Here is a 19,315-nt window from a genome sequence, read left to right on the forward strand (position 1 = left end):
GTACTGCCAACCCATGAACCGGGTCAGATCCAGGCCACCGCCAACAACCCCGCCCCCAACACCAGACAAAGCGGCGAATACACCCAGGTATCCAGCCGGGCAAACCGCGAACCCTTCACCTCTTTGAAAAACCCCACCAGATTCGAATCACCGATCGCCCGGGCAAACATCAACAATGCAATCGCACTGATCACCCATTGCAACGCCTTGTGGTGCACCGCCGGCATACCCCAGCCGACCCGCATGCACACCAGCGCGGCAATCGCCAATAATGCTGCCGCCACCACCAAGGTAATCCAGCCTGACGGTTTGAACGCCGGTCGCACCGTTGCCACCAGACCTTGCACCGGCACTTGCGGTACCGCCGCCACCGCCGCCCATTGTCCACCCAACGCCCAATACACATGTACCAGGGCGATCACTGCAAATATCGTCACCAGCCATTGAGCCAACACAAAGGTCATGGTCGAGAATCCTTTCCAGGGATTTGAACAAAACATCCTAGTTGGCATTTTTTGAAGTGCACGACCGATCGGCGGTACGGTAAAGTGCCGCCCCATGAAATTCACCCGTTCCGATCGCTCACTGCTGGCCTGGATGCTCTATTGCTGCGTCCTGTTCAACGTGTTCGCCTGCAGCATCGGTCACGGGCAAATGGTCGGAATGCAGCTCAACGGTATCGGCGGCCAGTTCTGTGCGGTCGACCCGGCCACTCAAGCGCCGCTGGCCAGCAATCCCACCGAAGAGCAACTGCCGACCCTGTCCAAGGCGTTCGGCTGTCCGCTGTGCTCGGTCGGCGGCGGCATGGGCCCGGCATTCAACTCCAGCCTGACCCTCGCGGTTCTGCCCGAGCAACACAGCCCGCCGCTGGCACCCATCGTCAGCGCCGACCTCCCTGCCCGTTTCACCTGGCCTTCGGCCAACCCTCGCGCCCCACCGCTCGCCTGAGTGTCTTCGCCCTTTTGATTGTTCAGCCCACTGCGCCAACGCGCGGCGTTCGCCTGTGCGCTGACTCCTAGACAAGCATTCAGGATTCAACGATGAAACATATTCCTCTGCTGGCGAGCCTGTGCGGCTGCCTGTCCCTTAACGCCTGGGCGCAATCCACCGTGGACCTGGCGCCGATCACCATCGACGGCGAATCCACCGTGGACCTGGCGCCGATCACCATCGACGGCGAATCCACCAGCGAACCGGGCCTGAGCCTCGATCAATCCAGCGGCATGGCCTCGCGCCTCGGCTTGAGCGTGCGCGACACGCCGGCCTCGGTGGCCGTCGCCAACCGCAACGACATCGAACGTCACGGCGCGCAAAACTTCCAGGACGCCGCCAACACCCTGCCCGGGGTCAATGCCAGCGCACCGCCAGGCTTCGGCGGATTCGTCTCCTATCGCGGTTTCACCAGCAGCCAGATCACCCAGATGTTCAATGGCGTCACCGTCTCCGGTGGCCTCGCCCGGCCGGTAGATTCGTGGATCTATGATCGGGTCGAGCTGGTGGGCGGGCCTTCGTCACTGATCAACGGCGCCGGCTCGGTCGGCGGCTCACTGAACTACGTGACCAAACTGGCAACTCGCGACGAACAAGCCGCTGAAGGTCGCGTCAGCTACGGCAGTTACGACACCACCGAAACCGCGCTCGGCCTCAATCACGCGCTGACCGACCCGAGCGCCGACGTGCAGCACTACGCGCGGCTCGATGTCAGCCACAACACCAGCAACGGCTACATCGACCGCCAGGAACGCGATGCCTGGAGCGTGGCGTTTTCGTTGCTCAGCGACCTCACGCCGGATCTGTCGCACACCCTGGCCCTGGAATATCAGGACGAACACGAAAACAGCCCCTACTGGGGCACGCCGGTGCTCAACCCCAAGGCCGGCGAGTTGAAGATCGACAAACACAACCGCTTCAACAACTACAACGTCGAGGACGGGCGCTACGAACAGCGCACGATCTGGGTGCGCTCGATCATCGACTACCGGATCAACGACAGCACCACCCTGCGCAACACGCTGTATCACCTCGACAGTCAGCGCGATTACCGCAACCTCGAAACCTATCAGTACAACGCCGACAACAGCGCGGTGAACCGCTCCACCGCCTATCAAGTACGGCATCAGGGCGAGCAGAACGGCAACCAGTTCGAACTGCGCCACGACAACACCCTGTTCGGCCTCGACACCACCTGGTCCGGCGGTTTCGAGTACAAGGTCAACCAGACCACCAACTCTCCGCTGAATATCAAAGGCGCGAGCACGGTCGATCCGAACAACTACCGTCCGGGGCATTTCTACGACATTCCCGGCACCAACCCGGCACTGATCAGCGACAAGACCAACGAGGTCACCACCAAAGCGTTGTTCGTGGAAAACCGTCTGGCACTGACCGATAAACTGGCGCTGCTCAGCGGCCTGCGTTACGACGACATCGACCTCGACGTGACCAACCATCGCACCGTGACGGCCGCCAATCCGAAGCAGCTCAAACGCAGTTGGGAGCCGGTCACCGGGCGCGTCGGCCTGACCTACCAATTCATCCCGTCCGCCAACGTCTACGTGCAATACAGCACCGCCGCCGAGCAGCCGAACGGTACTCAAGACTTCGATGTTTCAACGGGCAAACAGTGGGAAATCGGCAGCAAGTTCGACTACCTGAATGGCCGTGGCTCGGCGACGGTGGCCGCGTACACCATCGAGCGCAAAGACTTCGCCGTGACCGATCCGCTGGACCCGACCAGCAGCATCCCGGTGGGTCAGCAAACCTCGAAAGGCATCGAGATCGCCAGTTCCCTGCGGATCACCGACAAGCTGTTGGCCGAAGGCAACTTCGCCTGGGTCGATGCGCAGTACGACGACTTCACCGAAAAGAATGCCGCCGGCGTAGTGGTGTCGCGCAAGGGCAACACGCCGACCAACGTTCCGGATCGGGTCGGCAATCTATGGCTGACTTATGATTTTTCGCCGCAATGGCAAGGTGGGGTCGATGCACGGTATGTGGCCTCGGTGTATGCGGATACGGCGAACACCATGACCGTGCCGTCGTACACGCTGTTCGGCAGTTTCCTCAGCTACAGGGTCGACTCGCACACCACCGTCACCGGTCGGGTGCGTAACCTGACCAATGAGGTGTATGCCGAGTTTGCGCATGTTTCGCCGGCGTACTATCTGGGTACGCCGCGCACCTTTGAATTGGCGGTGCAGACGAAGTTTTAAAAGCGTAAAAGCTTCGCGAGCAAGCCCGCTCCCACAATTGGAACGCGTCCTCCTGTGGGAGCGGGCTTGCTCGCGAAGAGGCCAGCGGACTCATCATCTACTTCAGATCAGCCGCCACCTTCTCCGCCACATCCTTCGGCACCCACGCCTGCCACACCTCCGGATGCGCCTTCATGAACGCTTCCGCCGCCTGGCGTGGCGCGGTGTGCTTCTCGCTCATCTCGGCCAGCGCCTTGTTCAGCGGCTCGATAGGTAAATCCACCTTGCTGAAGAAAGCCGCAATCTGCGGATACTCTTTCTGGAACGGTGCAGAGACCCCGATCGACAGCTTCGACGCCAGCGAACGGGTCGGTTTCGGATTGGGGTTGTCGGCATCGGTCAACGTCTTCCACGCCTCGGCATCGAACGGCGGCTCCTCCAGCTGCACCAGTTTGAATTTGCCCAGCAGCGGCGTTGGCGACCAGTAATAGAACAGCACCGGTTTGCCTCGACGAATCGATGAGGTGATTTCGGCGTCCAGCGCCGCACCCGATCCGCTGCGGAAATTGGTGTAGTCATCCTGCAGGCCGTAAGCGGTCAGCTTCTGCTTGTTCACCACTTCCGAGGTCCAGCCAATCGGGCTGTTTAGGAAACGCCCTTTGCTCGGGTTCTCGGGATCAGCGAACACGTCCTTGTATTTCTTCAGGTCATTGACACTGCGCAAGTCCGGGGCCATGGGCTTGATGCCCTTGGCCGGATCGCCCTTGATCACGTATTCCGGCACCCACCAGCCTTCAGTGGCACCCTTGACCGTATCCCCCAGGCTGGCGACCTTGCCCTCGGCTTCGGCCTTGACCCACACCGGACTGCGCCCGGCCCACTCTTCGCCAATGACCTGAATGTCATTGTTGGCCAGGGCGGTTTCCAGGGTGATGGTGGTGCCCGGCAGCGTATCGGTCGGCAGGCCATAGCCCTTCTCGACGATGATCCGCAGAACATCGGTGATCAGGCTGCCGCTTTCCCAGTTCAGGTCGGCAAAATGGATGGGCGTCTGCGCCGCCGTTACCGGTTGCGCCAATGCCAGCACACCGAACGAGACCACGCTGGCGGCCAGTAACCGTCGAAATCCTTTCATGCTTTTGCACCTCGCGCTGTTCTCAGCAATAGCAGGATGGCCTGGCAGAAGACCGCAAGCCTCTGAATACTCAGTCAACTGACTGTAGCCGAGGTTCCTGCTTTTTCCGGGACTGGTTCCCGACGAGGTTACGTTTCAGACTTTTCCTGCAAGCTTTGCAGCTCGCGTCTGACCATGCTGGCGTATTCCGCAGGCCGCAAGGTGTAGATCTGCGCTGCCACCCAGTTCAGCCACGCGCCCTGCAACTCGGCTTTGGCGTGAAACAGCCGCAAGGCCTCTTCACGCGCGCGATCGAGGTTCTGCGAATGGAAGTCGGCACGACTCACACCAACGCTCACTCGCTGGCCTTGAACGTGATCAGTTCGCCCTTGCGCCACTTCGCCGCTTTACCGGTCACGGCTTTCAGGGTCTTGGTCAGGCCTTCCTGCAATTGCTGATGCGCGGCAAACACCGTCACCACGCTATGGCCTTCCTTGAACAGGATCGCGTGACCGTCCGCGGTATCGACAAAGGCATAGTCGCCCAGGCCATACACCGTCAGTTTGATTTCGCGAAAGCGAATATCCATCTTGCCGCCTTCACGGCTGGGCAGAACGGCCGCGCTGAAATGATCGCCGACCTTGAGCTTGAGCCCCGGTTTGTCATCGACTACCAACGCACTTTCGGTGTCGATCTCGGCCACATAAATGCCTTCGGCGTTCTGTTCGGTGATGTAAACAAAACGCGATTGAAACTGCTTGACCAGCTTTGCACGCAAATCACCCAACACGAACAAAGCATGCATATCGAGATTACTGACTGCCAAAGAAACATCCCCACATCTGAAAAGTACCCTGCACCAAAACGCGCACGGCAAAAAAAACGGCCAGGCCGATGCTGTTACCGAATGACTTCAGTAAACCTGAAACAAGCAGAACGCCCATTCATCGCGAGTTCGCAAGACTACTGGAAAGTCACGCGAGAAACTTGGCTCGACGTTCGCCAGGCCTTGAAGGAAAAGTCCTCACTTAAGCGTAGTGAAGACGGACTACAAACTTTAGGGAAAAAGCTGACGAAAAAAAGCCTTTTTCCGACATATCACCGGTAAAAAATTGCTTTAGATAGACACCTGTCGCCAACAGGCACTGGCGATTCTAGAGCAGCGATGCTCCTTCCGACTACCCAAACCGACCTGTAACCGTCGGCTACCCCATGAAAAGGACTTCATATGTGCACTCTGACTCACTTTGCCCAGCCTTCCAACCCCGGCATCGATCAACCTTTCGTGCTGCAAGGCGCTGACTTACCGGACCTTGCACCCTACGCACAAAGCGCTTACGCGCCGCGATTTCAGGTAGTACCGGCGGGTAACGCGTTCTTTCATATCAAGGAATCGTCTACCGGACGTGTAAGAGGTTTCCGCGAAGACCATAACGAAGCGTGCGCCCTCGCCCGCTCGCTTGAATCACGAATCGAACTCTTGTCCAACGGCTGCCTCAGATAAAGAGCAAGCGACAGCGCCATTCCGGCACACGCAAAAGGAGTACACGATGGAACTGCCAGCATATGATCTGAAAACCCTGTTCGACCAACTGGGCCTGCCATCGGAAGACGGAGCAATCGACGATTTCATCGAAGCGCATCCGCTGGACGCCAACACCAAGTTGATCGATGCCGACTTCTGGACGCCGCAACAGGCGCAGCTTCTGAAGGAATGGCTGCGCGCCGACGGCGAAGAAGCGGTGATGGTCGATGAATTGAACGTACGCCTGCACGACGGCCGTTAATACATGTCAGTGCAGGCTGTCGCCAGGCTCGGCCATCAGTTGCGCGAGCCAGGCAGCCCTGCACTCCTCCGCCTCGTCGCGACTGGCGAACGCGGTGCCACGCCGCTCACCGTTGAGCAACACCACCCAGCAGACGCTGCGGCCCATCGCGCGCAATCCGGCGGGCACACCACTGCCAATCATCACTGCGACATCGACTCTGCACATACTGACCTCTCGACTTCATTAGCTACCTAACTAATAGCAATGTTAGTGACTTCGTCGCAGAGGAAACAGCAACGCCCGTGCACAGATTCATTGCACGAGCGGTAACAATCGATCAGCGCGGACTCTCCGGCTTATATCCCAGGCGCAGACCGCCCCAATGCCGCCCCTTGACCATGATCGGCACCGACAGGTCATGCATCAGCTCCCCGGTATCGCGGGTGTAAGTCTGCAGCAACACCGCTTGTTGATGGCTGCCGCAGCGAATCCCGGTGCGATCAGTGAACTTGCGTTTAGTGCGGCTGCCCACCGCGTCCACCTGCGCGTCGCCAGTCAACGGCTGACTGAACGCCAGGTTGTGCGTCGGCACATAACCCTGCTGCGTGCAGGCGATGGCGAACACCAAGCCCTCGTGGCGTGGCAGCAACGGCTCCTGAATCGCCGGCAGCACCTGATCGGTATAGCGATCAAAACGAGTCTGAAACTTCGCCGGTTGCGGGCCGGGAATCGGCTGATACTGACGGTCGAACAGATCATCGAGGCTGATCCGCCCCTGATCGACGTCCGCCTCGAACCGCGCCGCAATCTGACTCGCGCCCTCACGCGCCAGGTCATAGACGCGCTGGTGATAGTCATCCAGACCAACTTCGGCCAGACGCTCGCTGATGGTTTCCGCCTGGCCTTCCATCTGTACGGCGGCCTCGGCCAGGCGCCGGGTCTGTTGATCGCTGATCGCCAGATCACTGCGCATCTGCTCAATGGCCTTGAACAGACTGTCTAGTTGCTCACGGTTGGTTTCTGCGCCACGGGCGATTTCACCGACCTGGGTTTCCACCCCGGCCGCCAGCCGCGCGATGTTTTCCAAATGCTGGCCGGTGTTTTCAACTTGTTCGACACCGGTCTGCAGATCGCTGGACAGCTCGCGGATCTGCTCCACCACTTGCGCCGTGCGTTGCTGAATATCGGCGACCATCTCCCCGACTTCGCCGGTCGCCGAGGCCGTCCGGGCCGCCAGACCACGCACCTCATCCGCCACCACTGCGAAACCACGACCATGCTCGCCAGCCCGCGCCGCTTCGATCGCCGCGTTCAACGCCAGCAGATTGGTCTGGCTGGCGATGGATTGAATCACCAGGGTTACGCGTTGAATGTCATCGCTGCGCAGACTCAGGGCCCCGATCAACTCACGGCTGGCATTGGCGCGCTGACTGAGTTGATGCATACGCGCAATCGAATCCACCAGTTCGGTGCGCCCGGCTGCGCTGCTGTGATGCGCTTCGCTGGCAGCCTCCAGCGCTTCACGGCTGAGCTGTGAGGTGGCGTGTTCGGTGGCGATCATCACTTCGGCGTTGCTGACAATCTGCGCCGCCGCGTCGAGTTGCGATTCCAGTTTGCTCGCCAGTTGCTTGACGGAAAACGCCACGCCGGCGGCTGACAGCGCGTTATGACTGGTGGTGTGGGAAAGATCGCGGGTGAGTTCGGAAATCGCGCTACCGGTCTCGGCAGGCACAACATCGGCGACGGCACGCGAGCGCAGGCGCGGCAGCCAGACAATCAGCATCGCCAGCGGCATGCCGATGTACAGCGACCATCCACCCAGCGTCATGCCGGCGAGCAACAGCATCAGGGCGATGCTTTGCAGGGTCGGAGCGATCCAGCGGTTTTTCGGCAACAGCACTGGTGCGGGCAAAGCCCCAACCAGAGATCCATCTCTCGTCATATCAACACCCCACGCTTGTTCTCATTGTTGTGACTGCATTAAACGCCACTAGAACGCCATTATCCATGGTCCGTTAGTCGTGGGGTCTGCAGCAGGTCAAAGGAACGGCGCGCGAAATATCGCAGACGAACAAATGCAAAGATCGCAGCCCCGTCAGCTCGTGTAGGAGCTGCCGAAGGCTACGATCTTTTGCAGGCGCCCCCCATTCAGGGGGCAGCCATGGAATCAGGCCTGACGCTGGTGCTTGTCGATCTGCTCGTGACGCTCTTGAGCTTCGATGCAGTACTTGGTGGTCGGGCTGATCAGCAGACGTTTCAGGCCGATGGCCTCGCCGCTGTCGTCGCACCAGCCAAAGCTGTCTTCCTTGATGCGCTCAAGGGCTTGTTCCAGTTGCGGCAGCATGCGCTGGTCGCGATCGATCGCGTTCACCAGCCAAGTGCGCTCTTCTTCAACCGAAGCCGCGTCCGCCGGGTCGGCCGGAGTGTCCAGGCTTTCGATGGCGATACGGTTTTGCTCAATGCGCTCGTGGGTTTCGACTTTCATGTTCTGCAACAGCTCAGTGAAGAAAGCGTGTTGCTCGGCATTCATGTAGTCATCTGCCGGCATCGCCAGCAACTTGTCCTTTGTCATTGATATCTCTATAAAAAAACGTGCATTAAGGCGAAATAGGGAGCGTTCCGGCGAACCGTGTCCGGTCGACGAAAAGGCATCGTTTATTGCAAACGCCACCCGGCACTCAATTTACGAAGGGGCGGCAGTCTAAGGCCCGTTTGAGGCCTCAGCAACTCTAAATACCGGGAATTTGTCCGACAACAGCCGTAAACAGCTCTGACACAGGCTTCGTGGCGGTCATCGGAGTGCGTTTATAGCAAGAAATTCAGTCGAGCGGCTGTATATAGAAGACAAACGGCTAACCGAGCGGCAGTTGGTCGCATTTTTTTCAGCCATGCCGCCCGCGCAGTGCATCGTTTCAGCTGCGCAGGCGCCGAAAATCTCCCCTGCCAACTGTCCGCACCCCGCCTATCATCAGGCACACCGCAAATAACTGTGGCGAGGGAGCTCGTCGAATCGTCGCACCGTCCCGCTGGGGCGCGAAGCGGCCCTTGCTCTTCAACTTTAAAAAGCAGTGGGCCTGCTTCGCAGTCCAGCGGGAGCAAGCTCCCTCGCCACAGTGTGATTTGATCAGCCCGAAGGATAACTTATGCCCCGCCCCGATCTGCCGGCCAACGACGAGCGCCCCCTCGCCAGCCCCCCGATCAATGCCGAGCGTCTGCTGCAACTGATCACCGACGAATACGACACCCTGCCGCGCCAACTCAAGCGCATCGCCACCTACATGAGCCAGCAAAGCGACCGGATCATGGTCGATCGCATCAGCGACATTGCGCGGGAATGCGAAGTGCATCCGTCCGCCATCGTGCGCTTCTCGCAGCGCTTCGGCTTCAGCGGCTTCAGCCAAATGCAGGCGCTGTTCCGCAGCGCCTACACCCATAAAGCCTCGCCAGTGCAGAACTACCAGCAACGCATCCGCAGCATGATCGCCAACCAGTCGCAGCCAGCCAGCGACGGCGACCTCGCCCGCGAATGCATCGACGCCACCCGCTCCGGCATCGAACGCCTGGGCCACGAACTCGACGACGTCGCGTTCGAGAAAGCCGTCGACCTGATCGTCAACGCCGACAACATCTATGTGGTCGGCGTGCGCCGCTCCTTCGCCGTCGCCGACTACCTCGTTTACAACTTGCAACACACTCACAAACGAATTCACCTGGTTTCCGGGCTGGGCGGCAGCTATCGCGAGCAGATGCGTAGCGTGCGTAGCGGTGATTTGGTCATCGCCATCAGCTTCACCCCCTACGCCAAGGAAACCCAACACTGCCTGCGCTACGCCCGCCAGCAACAGGCCAACACCCTGATCCTCACCGACAGCCAGCTCTCGCCTTTGGCTAAAAACGCCAACAGCCTGTTGCTGGTGAATGAGGGCAGCGCACTAGCGTTCCGTTCGCTGAGTGCGACCTTGTGTTTGTGTCAGGCGCTGTTTGTGGCGGTGGCGTATCGGTTGGAATTGAATGTGGATGAGATTCACGAACAAGCCGGTTTTGACGACTGACATTTGCCTCAGGCTCGGCTAGGTTATGCCTTCCCACCGGTTCGACTTGAAGGAACGCGTCATGAAACTGATCGGCATGCTGGACTCCCCTTACGTGCGCCGCGTGGCGATCTCCGCCAAACGCTTAGGCATCGACCTCGAACATGAATCGGTCTCAGTGTTCCGCCACTTCGAGCAATTCCAGCAGATCAACCCGGTGGTCAAGGCGCCCACACTGATCCTCGATGACGGCGTGGTCCTGATGGACTCCACCCTCATCCTCGACTACCTCGAAGCTGCCAGCGGCAAAAGCCTGCTGCCGACCGACCTCAAACAACGCGCCCACGCCCTGCGCCTGATCGGCCTCAGCCTCGCCGCCTGCGAAAAAGCCGTGCAGCTCTACTACGAACGCAATCTGCGCCCGGCCGATATTCAATACCAACCGTGGGTCGAACGCGTCGAAGGCCAACTCGCCGCCGCGTTCACCGCCCTCGAACAGGAACTGGAAAAAACCGGCCTGCCCACCGACGGCACCCTCACCCAGGCCGGCATCAGCCTCGCCGTCGCCTGGAGCTTCACCGACCTCGTCGTCCCCGACCAGATCGACACCCGCCGCTACCCGCACATCGCCCAATACACCGCCTACGCCGAAACCCTCGAAGCGTTCGTCAGCACCCCGATGACCTGACCATGAGCACCACCGACACCGCCGCCCCGGCGTTAAAGGAAATCTTCAACGCCGAACGCCTGCAACACATCGCCAGCGAAATGAGCGCCGTGTACCCGGCGTTCAAGGCCAAGGCGTTTCTCAAGCACGCCAACCAAGGGCTGGCGGAATTGTCGGTGATGCAACGCATGGCCCGCGTCAGCGAAAGCCTGCACGCCGTGCTGCCACTGGACTACGAAGATTCCCTCGAAGTCCTGCGCAAACTCGCCCCCCGCCTCAACAGCGGATTCGTCAGCATGTGCCTGCCGCACTACGTCGCCAGCTACGGCAGCCACGCCTTCGATACCTCGATGCAAGCACTGAAATACTTCACGACCTTCGGCTCCTCCGAATTCGCCATCCGCCACTTCCTGCGCAGCGACCTCGAACGCTCGCTGGAACTCATGCACGACTGGACCCAAGACGAAAACCACCACATCCGCCGCCTCGCCAGCGAAGGCACCCGCCCCCGCCTGCCCTGGTCATTCCGCCTGGAAGCCGTGCAAGCCAACCCGCAACTGACCGCCGGCATCCTCGATCGGTTGAAAGCCGAAGAGAGTCTGTACGTGCGCAAATCCGTGGCGAACCATCTGAATGACGTGACCAAAGAACATCCGGAATGGGTGCTGGACACGATTGAAGGCTGGCCACTGGAGAACAAACACACGGCGTGGATTGCCAAACATGCGCTGCGCAGCTTGATCAAACAGGGCGATCTGCGCGCGCTGACGGTGATTGGTGCGGGGGCCAAGGCAGAGGTTGAGTTGCTGGATGTGCGGGTTGAGCCGGCGGTGGTGAGGTTGGGTGAGGCGATTACGTTGTCGTTTACGGTGAAGTCGACGGTGGCGCGTGAGCAGCGGTTGGTGATTGATTATGCGATTGACTATGTGAAAGCGAATGGCGGGGTTTCGGGGAAGGTTTTCAAGTTGAAGACGGTGGTGTTGGCCGGGTTTGGGGAAGTGGTTGTGGGGAGGCGGCAGGTGATTAAGGATTTTACGACGCGGAGGCATTTTGTGGGACGGCATGGGGTTAGGGTTATGGTTAATGGGGAGGTTTGGGGGAGTGGTGCGTTTGAGATCGTTGCTGATTGATACCGGTAATAGATTCCGTTGATCTGGCGGGACTTGGACTGATAGGGAATTACGGATGGGGCTGCTTTCGGCCAAAAGCAGACGCTCGCAAACTCCCATGTATTCCAAAAGCTGACGGCAATCCCAAGCAAATAATCCAGATACGCCTACGTTCGAGGGAAATACTTAAAACATGAATGTGGGTATGACGGGAATGAACGACAGCCGGAAATTCCAGCGGCTGCTGATCAGGTCATCCGGATGAATCGCCGAGTACTGAATTTCCCCGGAAATCCTTACCGGCAACTTGCCGAAATTAAAAATTCGCCCAGCGCCAATACCGACGGGAAACGTGACTTTGTTGCCGCCCTCGGCCTTCCAGTTGACCGTGACATTGGGGGTCATGCCGATGCGCCACTGTTCTGGCCCCGGAATCGCCCGCTGAATGAAGTACTGCACATTGGTTAGGCTGACGTCCTTGCGCTTGCTATCACCCCCAACCGACCACCAGTGCTGCGGGAACACGCCAAGTGTCCAGTCCGGGCCGAGGTACGCGGCGACGAACGCCGGGCCCAGCGAGTATTTGCCCGTGCCGAGCACATCTTCTTCGGCGGTCGGGAACATCGCGGTCGGGCCGAAACCCCAGACCATCTTGCCACCCCCAGCAAAGCGGATCGGCTCCTTGGGCGAGAACACGCCGACATAGGCAAGGTCACCGAAACCGCTGGTGCGGTCGAACGGGTCCTGCACGACCGAAGTGAAGTCACTGCGATCGTGCAGAATCTCGTTAGGGCCCATGCCTATCAGGTTACCGGCCTTGCGGTTGACCGGGGCGCTGACGTAGCTGATCGGCAGACGGTTGATCAGGTTCCAGTCTTCGCCAAGGGAGATCGGAAAGGTCGGCATGAAACTGTATTTGCCGAGCATCCGTGTGCCGTTGCTGTGCGGACCTTTGAGGGCGGTGTAATCGTACTGGTTGAACAGCAGGACAAGGTTGCCCACCGGGTTGTCCATCAGTCTGGATATCTGTTCGGTGGAAGGTTCGCAGCCTGCCTTGACCACTTCTTTCAGGTCAATGTCGAAGTCCTGTTGTAGCTGGTGGCATCTTTCCGGATCGACCTTGGCACCTTCAACTGACGGGGAACCCAGTTTCGGCAGAGGGCTGGCGGCACATGCCAAGCCACTGAGCACGGCCCCACAGAGTGTCAAACTTGATCGAATCCTTATCGATTGCATCGATTTGTACTCCACTTCACCAGGCGTACTGAAGGCGCAGGGTCCAAGTATTCACATCCGGGGAGCCGGTACGTTCCGACACGGTATCCGAGTAAGCGATCAATCCCCCAAACTGCGGCGATAACATGAAGCCGACGCTGGCGCCGAACAGGCCGTTTTCCTGTTTGTTGTCCTGCCAGTCACCATTGATTCTGGTTTCACCGCCACGGTTGTAGGTGGCGTCCAAAGAGGCCCACAGCGCACGGTTGATGGTGTAACTGTAATGGGTTTCGATGGCATACAGCGGCTTTTGCTCGAGCTTGCCATCGCCGTGGTAGTCGTTGTTGTCACCGTACATCGACACGTAGGTGTTGAATTCAAGCCAGGTCGGGCCAATGGGCGTACCGAAGGCGATTTCCGGTTTAAACGCCCAACGGTTGGAACCGATATTGATGATTCGGTCCTTGTCGTAATCCCCAGTAGGCGCGGTGATCCACAAGGCGCCGGTAAGGAAGGTCTCCGGAGTCCAATTGGCGAACTCCTCCTTGGTCAGGGCCGGGCCACCGAACAGGTTGTGCACCAGCACGACCTGGGTATCAGCCATACCGCCGTTATGTTTGGTACCGTCGAAGAACTGTGCATTATCGAACGATGCAGAAATATCGGCGTAGGGCTGCAGAATCTGGATCGCACTATTGCGCCCGTCGACGGCAAACGAGCGAGCATAACGGGCGATATACAGATCGGCATTGAGTGACAAACCATCAATGGGCAACGAAGTATCGATCGGGGTGTTGGTGTCGATCCGATTGTAATATCCGAACACCATGTTCAAATCAGTTGGCAGGTTTTGCCAGTCCCGCGCGTTGTCGGCGAAACCGAGCATGGGGGTCAGCCCCAAGGTGACTGCGCAGTAACTGCCTAGTCTTGAAAGTGAACCCATGTCTAGCTCCGTATGAAGGCGACCCGGCACTTGATCCAGGATGTGCAGGCAGCAGCGCCGTAATGTTCATTCGACATTGGCAATTTCTTGCTGTGGCTGTCAGCGGTGGCAACAGGCCTTAAACCGGCGATTCAGTTCGGGCAAGTATTGTTACTTTCCGAAAGTGACGTTGATACCCGCGAACAGTGTGAACTGCGGGAGGCCATCGCCTTTACGCTCGACAGTCCACTGCGGCTCAACGAAAGCATTGAGAATGTTACTCCCCGATTTCCACGCTTTGCCCAAGCCCAACCCCACTGGAATGTAATGGGTGTCGTTCTTCAAATCGAAGGTCCAGGTTCCCGTAGAGCGCAAATACCAGCCCTTTTCCAGGTTGTGGATGATGAAAGGCTGGAACGTGGCGGACTCTACGTGTGGGCGATCATGATCCCCGGCGAACGAACTCTGGTATTGGACGAGCGCACCCAGCAAGCCGCGAGGCGAAGAGTCGATCGCAATGGCGGATAGGCCAGCCTGCCATTTGCCTGTACCCAATTCGTCCTGTTCGGCTGTTGGCGCAGTGATCTGGGGACCAATACCCAACTGCACTCCTTCAGTCTTGAGCAGGAAAATATCGAACACGTTAAGGTCGCCGATGCCAGTGCTGTAGCCGTTGTGCGGATCTGGCCGCGTGCTGACAGGTAGTGTGAATCGCAAGAGTTGTGGCACGCCTATGAAGTCATTCGCAGCCATAGGCAGTGCACCGCGCAGCAACGCATCATTAGTGTGGACGTTGGTATCGTAGAGCTTGGGCGTGTAGTAATCCTGAAGATTTAGGCCAGGTGCCAAATTCAATGGGTTGTTACTTTTATTGGCTGTCTCCGCATTGTCCGCCTGTACGCTTGCAGCAAACGGAGCCAACGTTGATATCAATGTCGCTTGCGCAAGAAGACGCCTGATCATGATCTTTCCTTGGTAAACACAGCTGATAACAATCAACTCTGCGCTGACGATTACAGGCCTGTGATTGATTTCAGTACACTCAGACCACCGAGCTGCTCGCGTTACCCTTCGTTGATCACCAGGTAACGCGAGCATATTTCTATTGTTTGATCAGATCACTTGGCTTCCAGCTCTGGTCAAAAAACGCCTGTTTCGGCCCATACAGCCGCACGATCACCAGGAAACCCTTCTCCGGTACAGTCTTGATCCAGTTTTTACCCTCGCCCGGCGATGTTGGGCCGAAGTAGATGTCGGTTGAGCCGTCACTGTTCTGCGCCGGTTTATCCATCTGATTGAGGGACGGGAACGGCTGGCCGTTGTCCAGACCTGACGCGGTCAGGTTGTCGTAGGCGGTGACCGACCAGAACAACGCCGCCGGGACATTGGCCGGGAGGTTGAGCTTGTAGGTCTGGGCGCCGTCGAGGAACTTGCCCTCGGCGTCGCGGGTTGTCGCGGGATACTTGGCGCCGGCACCGACCATGTTCATTACCATGCCGGGGCTGTCGGAATAGGCCGAGGTGAAGAACGCCACACGTTGTTCAAGATTGGTGAAACTGCCGCTGGATTGAAACTCGGTATTCTCTCCGGCAAACGTGTTCACGTATTGGCGATCCTTGTAGTACAGACCGCCCGGCTCTTTGTACAGCAAGTGACTGGTCACCACCTTGCTCATCTTGAACGCGGTACGCGCGGCGTCATCCAGCAGCTTGCGTCGTTCGGCATCCGGGGCAAAGGGCTTGCCCTTCTCGATGCCCAGGGTGTGCAGGAAGCCGCGCATGTCCATGTCCGCCGGATCGATGGCTTCGGCGTCGATGAAACGCGAGAGCATGTCGAAGTAGCGACCGTCTTCGGGGAACAGCATGTTGATCGGTGCGCCGGTGGCGTCGGGGAATTGCATCGGCAGCGCCGAGTCCTTCTTGCCCAGCGGATAAATCTTCGTACGCTCGACTTCGGCTACCGGCACGCTGAGGTCTTTCGGATCCTTGAAAAAGGTGCGCCAGAACAGGAACACGTTGTTGGTGCGCGAGCGATAGACGAATCCCTCGGTCGGCTCCGGCCCTTTGTAATCAGGCGGGAGCAGCACATAGTTGCCGCCCTTGCCTTTGTCGGGACCCGCCAGGCCAACGTCACCGCGCCAGGTTCTGCCGTCGATGGTCGGCCCGACAATCGGGCGCTGAAAGAAATCATCGAACATGCCCTGCACGCCGGGCGGTGCTTCGACCACCAGCGGGCCGTACTTCGCCAGATCCAGATAGCTCATGGCGTAGACCAGATCAGAGTTTGGCGTGGTCACCAGGGTCTTGGCGTTGATGCGTTTTTTCCAGGTCGGCAGGATGTTGTAGCCCGCGCCGAACTGCTTCTCCGACGCTTCCTTCATCGACCAGATATTGATCGCCGGCAGAGCCCACAGATACGACTGCACGGCGCGCTGGAACACCAGCTCATCGATCAGGCTGCGTGCCGTCGCTTCAGTGGGGAAACCCTTTTCAAAAGGTTGATTGGCGAGCTCTTCATAGCGCGACGCGGCATCGGCCAGGCCGCTTAGAGAAAGGCTTACGGCCAGGGCCGTCAGTGAAGTGCGCAAACGGTTCATGGGCTGTCCTTATGAACGCAGTTGGGAAATCGGTTCAGTTGACCTTGACCACCGCCGGTGGCGTCCACTGGCCATTCATCGCGGCCGCCTCCGGCCAGTAGGCGCGAACGTAGAGCGAGAAGTCCGCGCCCTTCGGTGCCGGGAGCCAGTTACTTTCCTTGTCGGCGCCCGGCGAATCGCTCTGCACGTAGAGCGTCAGCGAGCCATCGGCGTTGGTCTTGAGCGACTTGTTCTTGGTGCCGAGGGAATAGCGGCCCAACGAGTTTTCGGCGAAGAAATGCTGCTGGTTGTACAGCGTCAGCGACCAGAAACCCTTGACCGGCGGCAGCGCGCCTTTGGGGAAGGTCACGCTGTAGCGCTGGGCACCGTTGAGTCGGACGCCGGACTCGTCCAGATCCTGATAGAAGTACTTGGTCTCGATCTGTTTGTTGACGAAGATGTTTGACCGGGCAACCGCCGTGCGCAGGAAGTAATCAGTGCCAAACGCTGCGCCGTTATCGATGGTGCTCCAGTGATTGGGCAATTGCTTCCCGTAGTTGCGGAACTGCAACAACGGCTTGACCACGTCTGCATCAGACTTTTGCGCCTCGTCGATCATGGCTTTTTTCAGCTCGGGATCGCGCTGGGCGATTTGTGCCAGCACCGCCAATTGCGCATAGCGCGCCTCTTCTCCCGGCAGCGGTTTGGCGTCCTTGAGAATCGCCGGCAGCTCATCGAAGAACTTTTCCGGGAGCACCCAACGCGTTTCCTCGTCACCCGACGCCTCGGCGGGGAATTTCGGCGACTGGCTCCAGTCACGCTGCTTGAGTTTGCCGTCGTATTTGGACAGCGGGTACATGTCGATGCCCGACAGGTAGTGCTGGATGGCCTTGCGATCTTCGGCCGTATCGTCCTGGAACACACGCGGAATCACGAAACCGGTGTTGGTCTTTGCACGAAAGACCTGTGTGATGCCCTCAGGCACCTTGCCGTTCCAGTCCGGCCCCACCAACAGATAGAAGCCCGGTTTGGTGGCGTACATCTTTCCTAGCTCGGCGAAGCTGTCGGAGCGCAGGTCCACCACCTGATAAACCCAAAACCGGTCGCCAAAGTCCGGGACCTGAATCACCACCGGTTCGATATCCAGCGCAATGCTGCCCGCACCGTAGACCACATCCTGGTTCGGACAGGCCACCAGGCGTTCCCCCGGTGAAATGTAATCGGTGAGCATCGACAGATGATTGATCGGCGCTACGGGCACGATTCCGCCCATCAGTCCCGGCTCCGGCAAATCCTTGAACTTCTGCCGCCGGTTGAAAATATTGGCCATCGGCCAACCCCAGAAATACGCCTCACGCGCCATCATCCGTACGTAAGTTTCGGTCACCTTCACATCGGCTTCGGGGCCAGGCACCTGCACCGCCGGCGAGGTCTGCGCCTGCACAGCCACCGCGCCGAGCAACACTGCAGTCGCGAATAATCCACTGACGAATAAGGGCGTTTTGTTCATACGGAGGCTTCCTTGCTGGATGCTTTTTCTGGTAGCGAATCTTCTGACAATAAATTGAACATTAGAAAAACTAGCAGAGGAAACGAGATCGGCCAGAAAAGGTATGAAAAATTACGATTCTATTTCCATTTCTGATAACCACTTCTCAGCTACCCCTCAAGTAATTAGGGGAAGGTGATTCCGATCGCACCGGAACAAAATCACTTGGGAATCTGGCGGGGTAAAAGCCAATGCAGGTGTTTTTCGACCAAACCTGAAGGCTGAGTGATTTGATCAGGCAGTAATGATGAAGGGCGTTGCACCGTTATCAGACGGTGCAACGTACAAGCGATTACGTGCCAGGCGGAGCCATTCCGGCAGATCTTTAACTCGGTCGGCTGAGCAGTAACAACCGCGCCGCCAGTGAAGCCATCACCGCAGCGAAGCAGTAGGCCCCGAGGCGTCTATCGATCAGGCCGTCACGGAGGCGACCATGCAGTCGTCCGGCACACAGTCCAAGCAGGAAATGGAAGATCAAGGCGATTAATGCGAGCAGCAATCCTAAAAACATCAATTGCGTGGTTACGCTACTACCACTTTTGGTTACGAACTGCGGCAGAAAGACCATGAAGAACAGCAGCGCCTTTGGATTTAATAGGCTATTGAATGTCGCTTGGAGAAATATCTTCTCTTTTGATGCCAAGGTGGCGTGAGAACCAGTGTCTGTTGGGCGTGACTTCAATGCCTGCCATGCCAACCACATCAGATAACAAGCTCCTGCCCACCGCAGGAAGTCAAACGCTGGAGCCCAACTCATTACCAACGCACCGAGGCCCGTGCTCACGGCAACAGTCATCAGTACATCGGCCAAAGTTATTCCCAGAGCAGCGGCGAGCCCAGCGCGCCAGCCGTGTGCTACTGCATGGCTGGTAACGATGGCCATATTAGGGCCGGGCACTATCAGCAACAGCAAGGCAGCACCGATGAACAGGTATAAGTTAGCGACGTCCGGCATGAGGCAATACTTCCTCCAAGGGGAGAAATAATGGTAACCGGCGCTACTTCAGCAGAAGCAGATACAGTAAGCATTGAATTTGCCACTACAGTCAGACGCAGAAATTACCAACGTTCGACCGAGCTGTGAGAGGAGGTGTCCCTTAGTAACTGGCCGAGTGACTGCTTTTGGCCGGAAGCAGCCCCTCATGACGTACTGCTATAACCATTTGCCGTTTG

Annotated in this window: 20 protein-coding genes; 7 read left to right on the forward strand and 13 right to left on the reverse strand. The window is 58.4% G+C overall.

All coding sequences use genetic code 11. The features are described from left to right. Positions 1-23 precede the first annotated feature (23 nt). Entirely contained in the window at positions 24-464 is a 441-nt protein-coding gene (locus tag NTD85_RS15370; protein WP_003225962.1) for a DUF3995 domain-containing protein, read from the reverse strand. A 94-nt stretch (positions 465-558) separates the two neighbouring features. Here NTD85_RS15370 and NTD85_RS15375 point away from each other — a divergent pair, with 94 nt between their 5' ends. Both NTD85_RS15375 and NTD85_RS15380 read left to right on the forward strand, forming a co-directional pair. Next, positions 559-948: a DUF2946 domain-containing protein gene (locus NTD85_RS15375; protein WP_262142581.1), complete on the forward strand. Its 390-nt coding sequence runs from the start codon at positions 559-561 to the stop codon at positions 946-948. Between the two features lie 92 nt (positions 949-1,040). Then, positions 1,041-3,212: a TonB-dependent receptor gene (locus NTD85_RS15380; RefSeq protein WP_262142582.1), complete on the forward strand. Its 2,172-nt coding sequence runs from the start codon at positions 1,041-1,043 to the stop codon at positions 3,210-3,212. Positions 3,213-3,309: 97 nt separating this feature from the next. Here the strand turns inward: NTD85_RS15380 and NTD85_RS15385 are convergent, their stop codons facing one another. From NTD85_RS15385 to NTD85_RS15395, 3 genes are all read right to left on the reverse strand, one after another. Then, positions 3,310-4,326, reverse strand: a complete 1,017-nt coding sequence (locus NTD85_RS15385) for an ABC transporter substrate-binding protein (RefSeq protein WP_003225969.1) — start codon at positions 4,324-4,326, stop codon at positions 3,310-3,312. Positions 4,327-4,454: 128 nt separating this feature from the next. Beyond that, entirely contained in the window at positions 4,455-4,652 is a 198-nt protein-coding gene (locus NTD85_RS15390; protein ID WP_103484200.1) for a hypothetical protein, read from the reverse strand. 8 nt (positions 4,653-4,660) lie between these two features. Continuing rightward, positions 4,661-5,131 carry a hypothetical protein gene (locus NTD85_RS15395; RefSeq protein ID WP_003225973.1) on the reverse strand — a complete coding sequence of 157 codons (471 nt, stop codon included), beginning with the start codon at positions 5,129-5,131 and terminating at the stop codon, positions 4,661-4,663. A gap of 402 nt (positions 5,132-5,533) precedes the next feature. Here NTD85_RS15395 and NTD85_RS15400 point away from each other — a divergent pair, with 402 nt between their 5' ends. Continuing rightward, the gene (locus NTD85_RS15400) at positions 5,534-5,809 is read left to right on the forward strand and encodes a hypothetical protein (RefSeq protein WP_103520069.1); all 276 of its coding nucleotides are present in this window, start codon (positions 5,534-5,536) and stop codon (positions 5,807-5,809) included. A 46-nt stretch (positions 5,810-5,855) separates the two neighbouring features. After that, complete coding sequence (locus tag NTD85_RS15405; protein WP_003225976.1) at positions 5,856-6,092, forward strand: DUF2789 family protein; 237 nt, start codon at positions 5,856-5,858, stop codon at positions 6,090-6,092. 6 nt (positions 6,093-6,098) lie between these two features. On the opposite strand, the gene NTD85_RS15410 is transcribed toward NTD85_RS15405, so the two are convergent. From NTD85_RS15410 to NTD85_RS15420, 3 genes are all read right to left on the reverse strand, one after another. Beyond that, entirely contained in the window at positions 6,099-6,299 is a 201-nt protein-coding gene (locus tag NTD85_RS15410) for a hypothetical protein (RefSeq protein ID WP_253150195.1), read from the reverse strand. Between the two features lie 112 nt (positions 6,300-6,411). After that, positions 6,412-8,016 (reverse strand): methyl-accepting chemotaxis protein, encoded by a 1,605-nt coding sequence (locus NTD85_RS15415; protein WP_262142583.1) that lies wholly within the window; start codon positions 8,014-8,016, stop codon positions 6,412-6,414. A gap of 225 nt (positions 8,017-8,241) precedes the next feature. After that, positions 8,242-8,646 carry a TraR/DksA family transcriptional regulator gene (locus NTD85_RS15420; RefSeq protein ID WP_003225981.1) on the reverse strand — a complete coding sequence of 135 codons (405 nt, stop codon included), beginning with the start codon at positions 8,644-8,646 and terminating at the stop codon, positions 8,242-8,244. A 571-nt stretch (positions 8,647-9,217) separates the two neighbouring features. Here NTD85_RS15420 and NTD85_RS15425 point away from each other — a divergent pair. The 3 genes from NTD85_RS15425 to NTD85_RS15435 all read left to right on the forward strand — a co-directional run bounded on the left by NTD85_RS15425 (position 9,218) and on the right by NTD85_RS15435 (position 11,902). Next, positions 9,218-10,126: a MurR/RpiR family transcriptional regulator gene (locus tag NTD85_RS15425; protein ID WP_045122516.1), complete on the forward strand. Its 909-nt coding sequence runs from the start codon at positions 9,218-9,220 to the stop codon at positions 10,124-10,126. A gap of 61 nt (positions 10,127-10,187) precedes the next feature. Beyond that, positions 10,188-10,793 carry a glutathione S-transferase gene (locus tag NTD85_RS15430; protein ID WP_134786682.1) on the forward strand — a complete coding sequence of 202 codons (606 nt, stop codon included), beginning with the start codon at positions 10,188-10,190 and terminating at the stop codon, positions 10,791-10,793. Positions 10,794-10,795: 2 nt separating this feature from the next. Continuing rightward, positions 10,796-11,902 (forward strand): DNA alkylation repair protein, encoded by a 1,107-nt coding sequence (locus tag NTD85_RS15435; protein WP_262142584.1) that lies wholly within the window; start codon positions 10,796-10,798, stop codon positions 11,900-11,902. Between the two features lie 165 nt (positions 11,903-12,067). Here NTD85_RS15435 and NTD85_RS15440 read toward each other — a convergent pair whose 3' ends face one another. The 6 genes from NTD85_RS15440 to NTD85_RS15465 form a co-directional block, all read right to left on the reverse strand. Further along, positions 12,068-13,117 (reverse strand): hypothetical protein, encoded by a 1,050-nt coding sequence (locus NTD85_RS15440; RefSeq protein WP_262142585.1) that lies wholly within the window; start codon positions 13,115-13,117, stop codon positions 12,068-12,070. Positions 13,118-13,133: 16 nt separating this feature from the next. After that, positions 13,134-14,039, reverse strand: a complete 906-nt coding sequence (locus tag NTD85_RS15445) for a transporter (RefSeq protein ID WP_008087599.1) — start codon at positions 14,037-14,039, stop codon at positions 13,134-13,136. A gap of 150 nt (positions 14,040-14,189) precedes the next feature. Beyond that, positions 14,190-14,981, reverse strand: a complete 792-nt coding sequence (locus tag NTD85_RS15450) for a hypothetical protein (RefSeq protein ID WP_262142586.1) — start codon at positions 14,979-14,981, stop codon at positions 14,190-14,192. 139 nt (positions 14,982-15,120) lie between these two features. Continuing rightward, complete coding sequence (locus tag NTD85_RS15455; protein ID WP_262142587.1) at positions 15,121-16,614, reverse strand: DUF1254 domain-containing protein; 1,494 nt, start codon at positions 16,612-16,614, stop codon at positions 15,121-15,123. 34 nt (positions 16,615-16,648) lie between these two features. Beyond that, positions 16,649-18,103 (reverse strand): DUF1254 domain-containing protein, encoded by a 1,455-nt coding sequence (locus NTD85_RS15460; protein ID WP_262142588.1) that lies wholly within the window; start codon positions 18,101-18,103, stop codon positions 16,649-16,651. A 364-nt stretch (positions 18,104-18,467) separates the two neighbouring features. Further along, positions 18,468-19,097 (reverse strand): LysE family translocator, encoded by a 630-nt coding sequence (locus tag NTD85_RS15465; protein ID WP_262142589.1) that lies wholly within the window; start codon positions 19,095-19,097, stop codon positions 18,468-18,470. Positions 19,098-19,315 lie beyond the last annotated feature (218 nt).

Origin of the sequence: Pseudomonas sp. 13B_3.2_Bac1 (assembly GCF_025466205.1) — a bacterium.
GTDB lineage: Bacteria > Pseudomonadota > Gammaproteobacteria > Pseudomonadales > Pseudomonadaceae > Aquipseudomonas > Aquipseudomonas fluorescens_H.

Excerpts from the sequence above, each read along its gene's own strand:
- NTD85_RS15465 (WP_262142589.1), bottom strand. The coding sequence starts at position 19,097 with ATGCCGGACGTCGCTAACTTATACCTGTTCATCGGTGCTGCCTTGCTG.
- NTD85_RS15405 (WP_003225976.1), top strand. The coding sequence starts at position 5,856 with ATGGAACTGCCAGCATATGATCTGAAAACCCTGTTCGACCAACTGGGC.
- NTD85_RS15455 (WP_262142587.1), bottom strand. The coding sequence starts at position 16,614 with ATGAACCGTTTGCGCACTTCACTGACGGCCCTGGCCGTAAGCCTTTCT.
- NTD85_RS15385 (WP_003225969.1), bottom strand. The coding sequence starts at position 4,326 with ATGAAAGGATTTCGACGGTTACTGGCCGCCAGCGTGGTCTCGTTCGGT.
- NTD85_RS15400 (WP_103520069.1), top strand. The coding sequence starts at position 5,534 with ATGTGCACTCTGACTCACTTTGCCCAGCCTTCCAACCCCGGCATCGAT.
- NTD85_RS15445 (WP_008087599.1), bottom strand. The coding sequence starts at position 14,039 with ATGGGTTCACTTTCAAGACTAGGCAGTTACTGCGCAGTCACCTTGGGG.
- NTD85_RS15410 (WP_253150195.1), bottom strand. The coding sequence starts at position 6,299 with ATGTGCAGAGTCGATGTCGCAGTGATGATTGGCAGTGGTGTGCCCGCC.
- NTD85_RS15380 (WP_262142582.1), top strand. The coding sequence starts at position 1,041 with ATGAAACATATTCCTCTGCTGGCGAGCCTGTGCGGCTGCCTGTCCCTT.
- NTD85_RS15415 (WP_262142583.1), bottom strand. The coding sequence starts at position 8,016 with ATGACGAGAGATGGATCTCTGGTTGGGGCTTTGCCCGCACCAGTGCTG.
- NTD85_RS15370 (WP_003225962.1), bottom strand. The coding sequence starts at position 464 with ATGACCTTTGTGTTGGCTCAATGGCTGGTGACGATATTTGCAGTGATC.
- NTD85_RS15425 (WP_045122516.1), top strand. The coding sequence starts at position 9,218 with ATGCCCCGCCCCGATCTGCCGGCCAACGACGAGCGCCCCCTCGCCAGC.
- NTD85_RS15440 (WP_262142585.1), bottom strand. The coding sequence starts at position 13,117 with ATGCAATCGATAAGGATTCGATCAAGTTTGACACTCTGTGGGGCCGTG.
- NTD85_RS15420 (WP_003225981.1), bottom strand. The coding sequence starts at position 8,646 with ATGACAAAGGACAAGTTGCTGGCGATGCCGGCAGATGACTACATGAAT.
- NTD85_RS15460 (WP_262142588.1), bottom strand. The coding sequence starts at position 18,103 with ATGAACAAAACGCCCTTATTCGTCAGTGGATTATTCGCGACTGCAGTG.
- NTD85_RS15375 (WP_262142581.1), top strand. The coding sequence starts at position 559 with ATGAAATTCACCCGTTCCGATCGCTCACTGCTGGCCTGGATGCTCTAT.
- NTD85_RS15430 (WP_134786682.1), top strand. The coding sequence starts at position 10,188 with ATGAAACTGATCGGCATGCTGGACTCCCCTTACGTGCGCCGCGTGGCG.
- NTD85_RS15435 (WP_262142584.1), top strand. The coding sequence starts at position 10,796 with ATGAGCACCACCGACACCGCCGCCCCGGCGTTAAAGGAAATCTTCAAC.
- NTD85_RS15450 (WP_262142586.1), bottom strand. The coding sequence starts at position 14,981 with ATGATCAGGCGTCTTCTTGCGCAAGCGACATTGATATCAACGTTGGCT.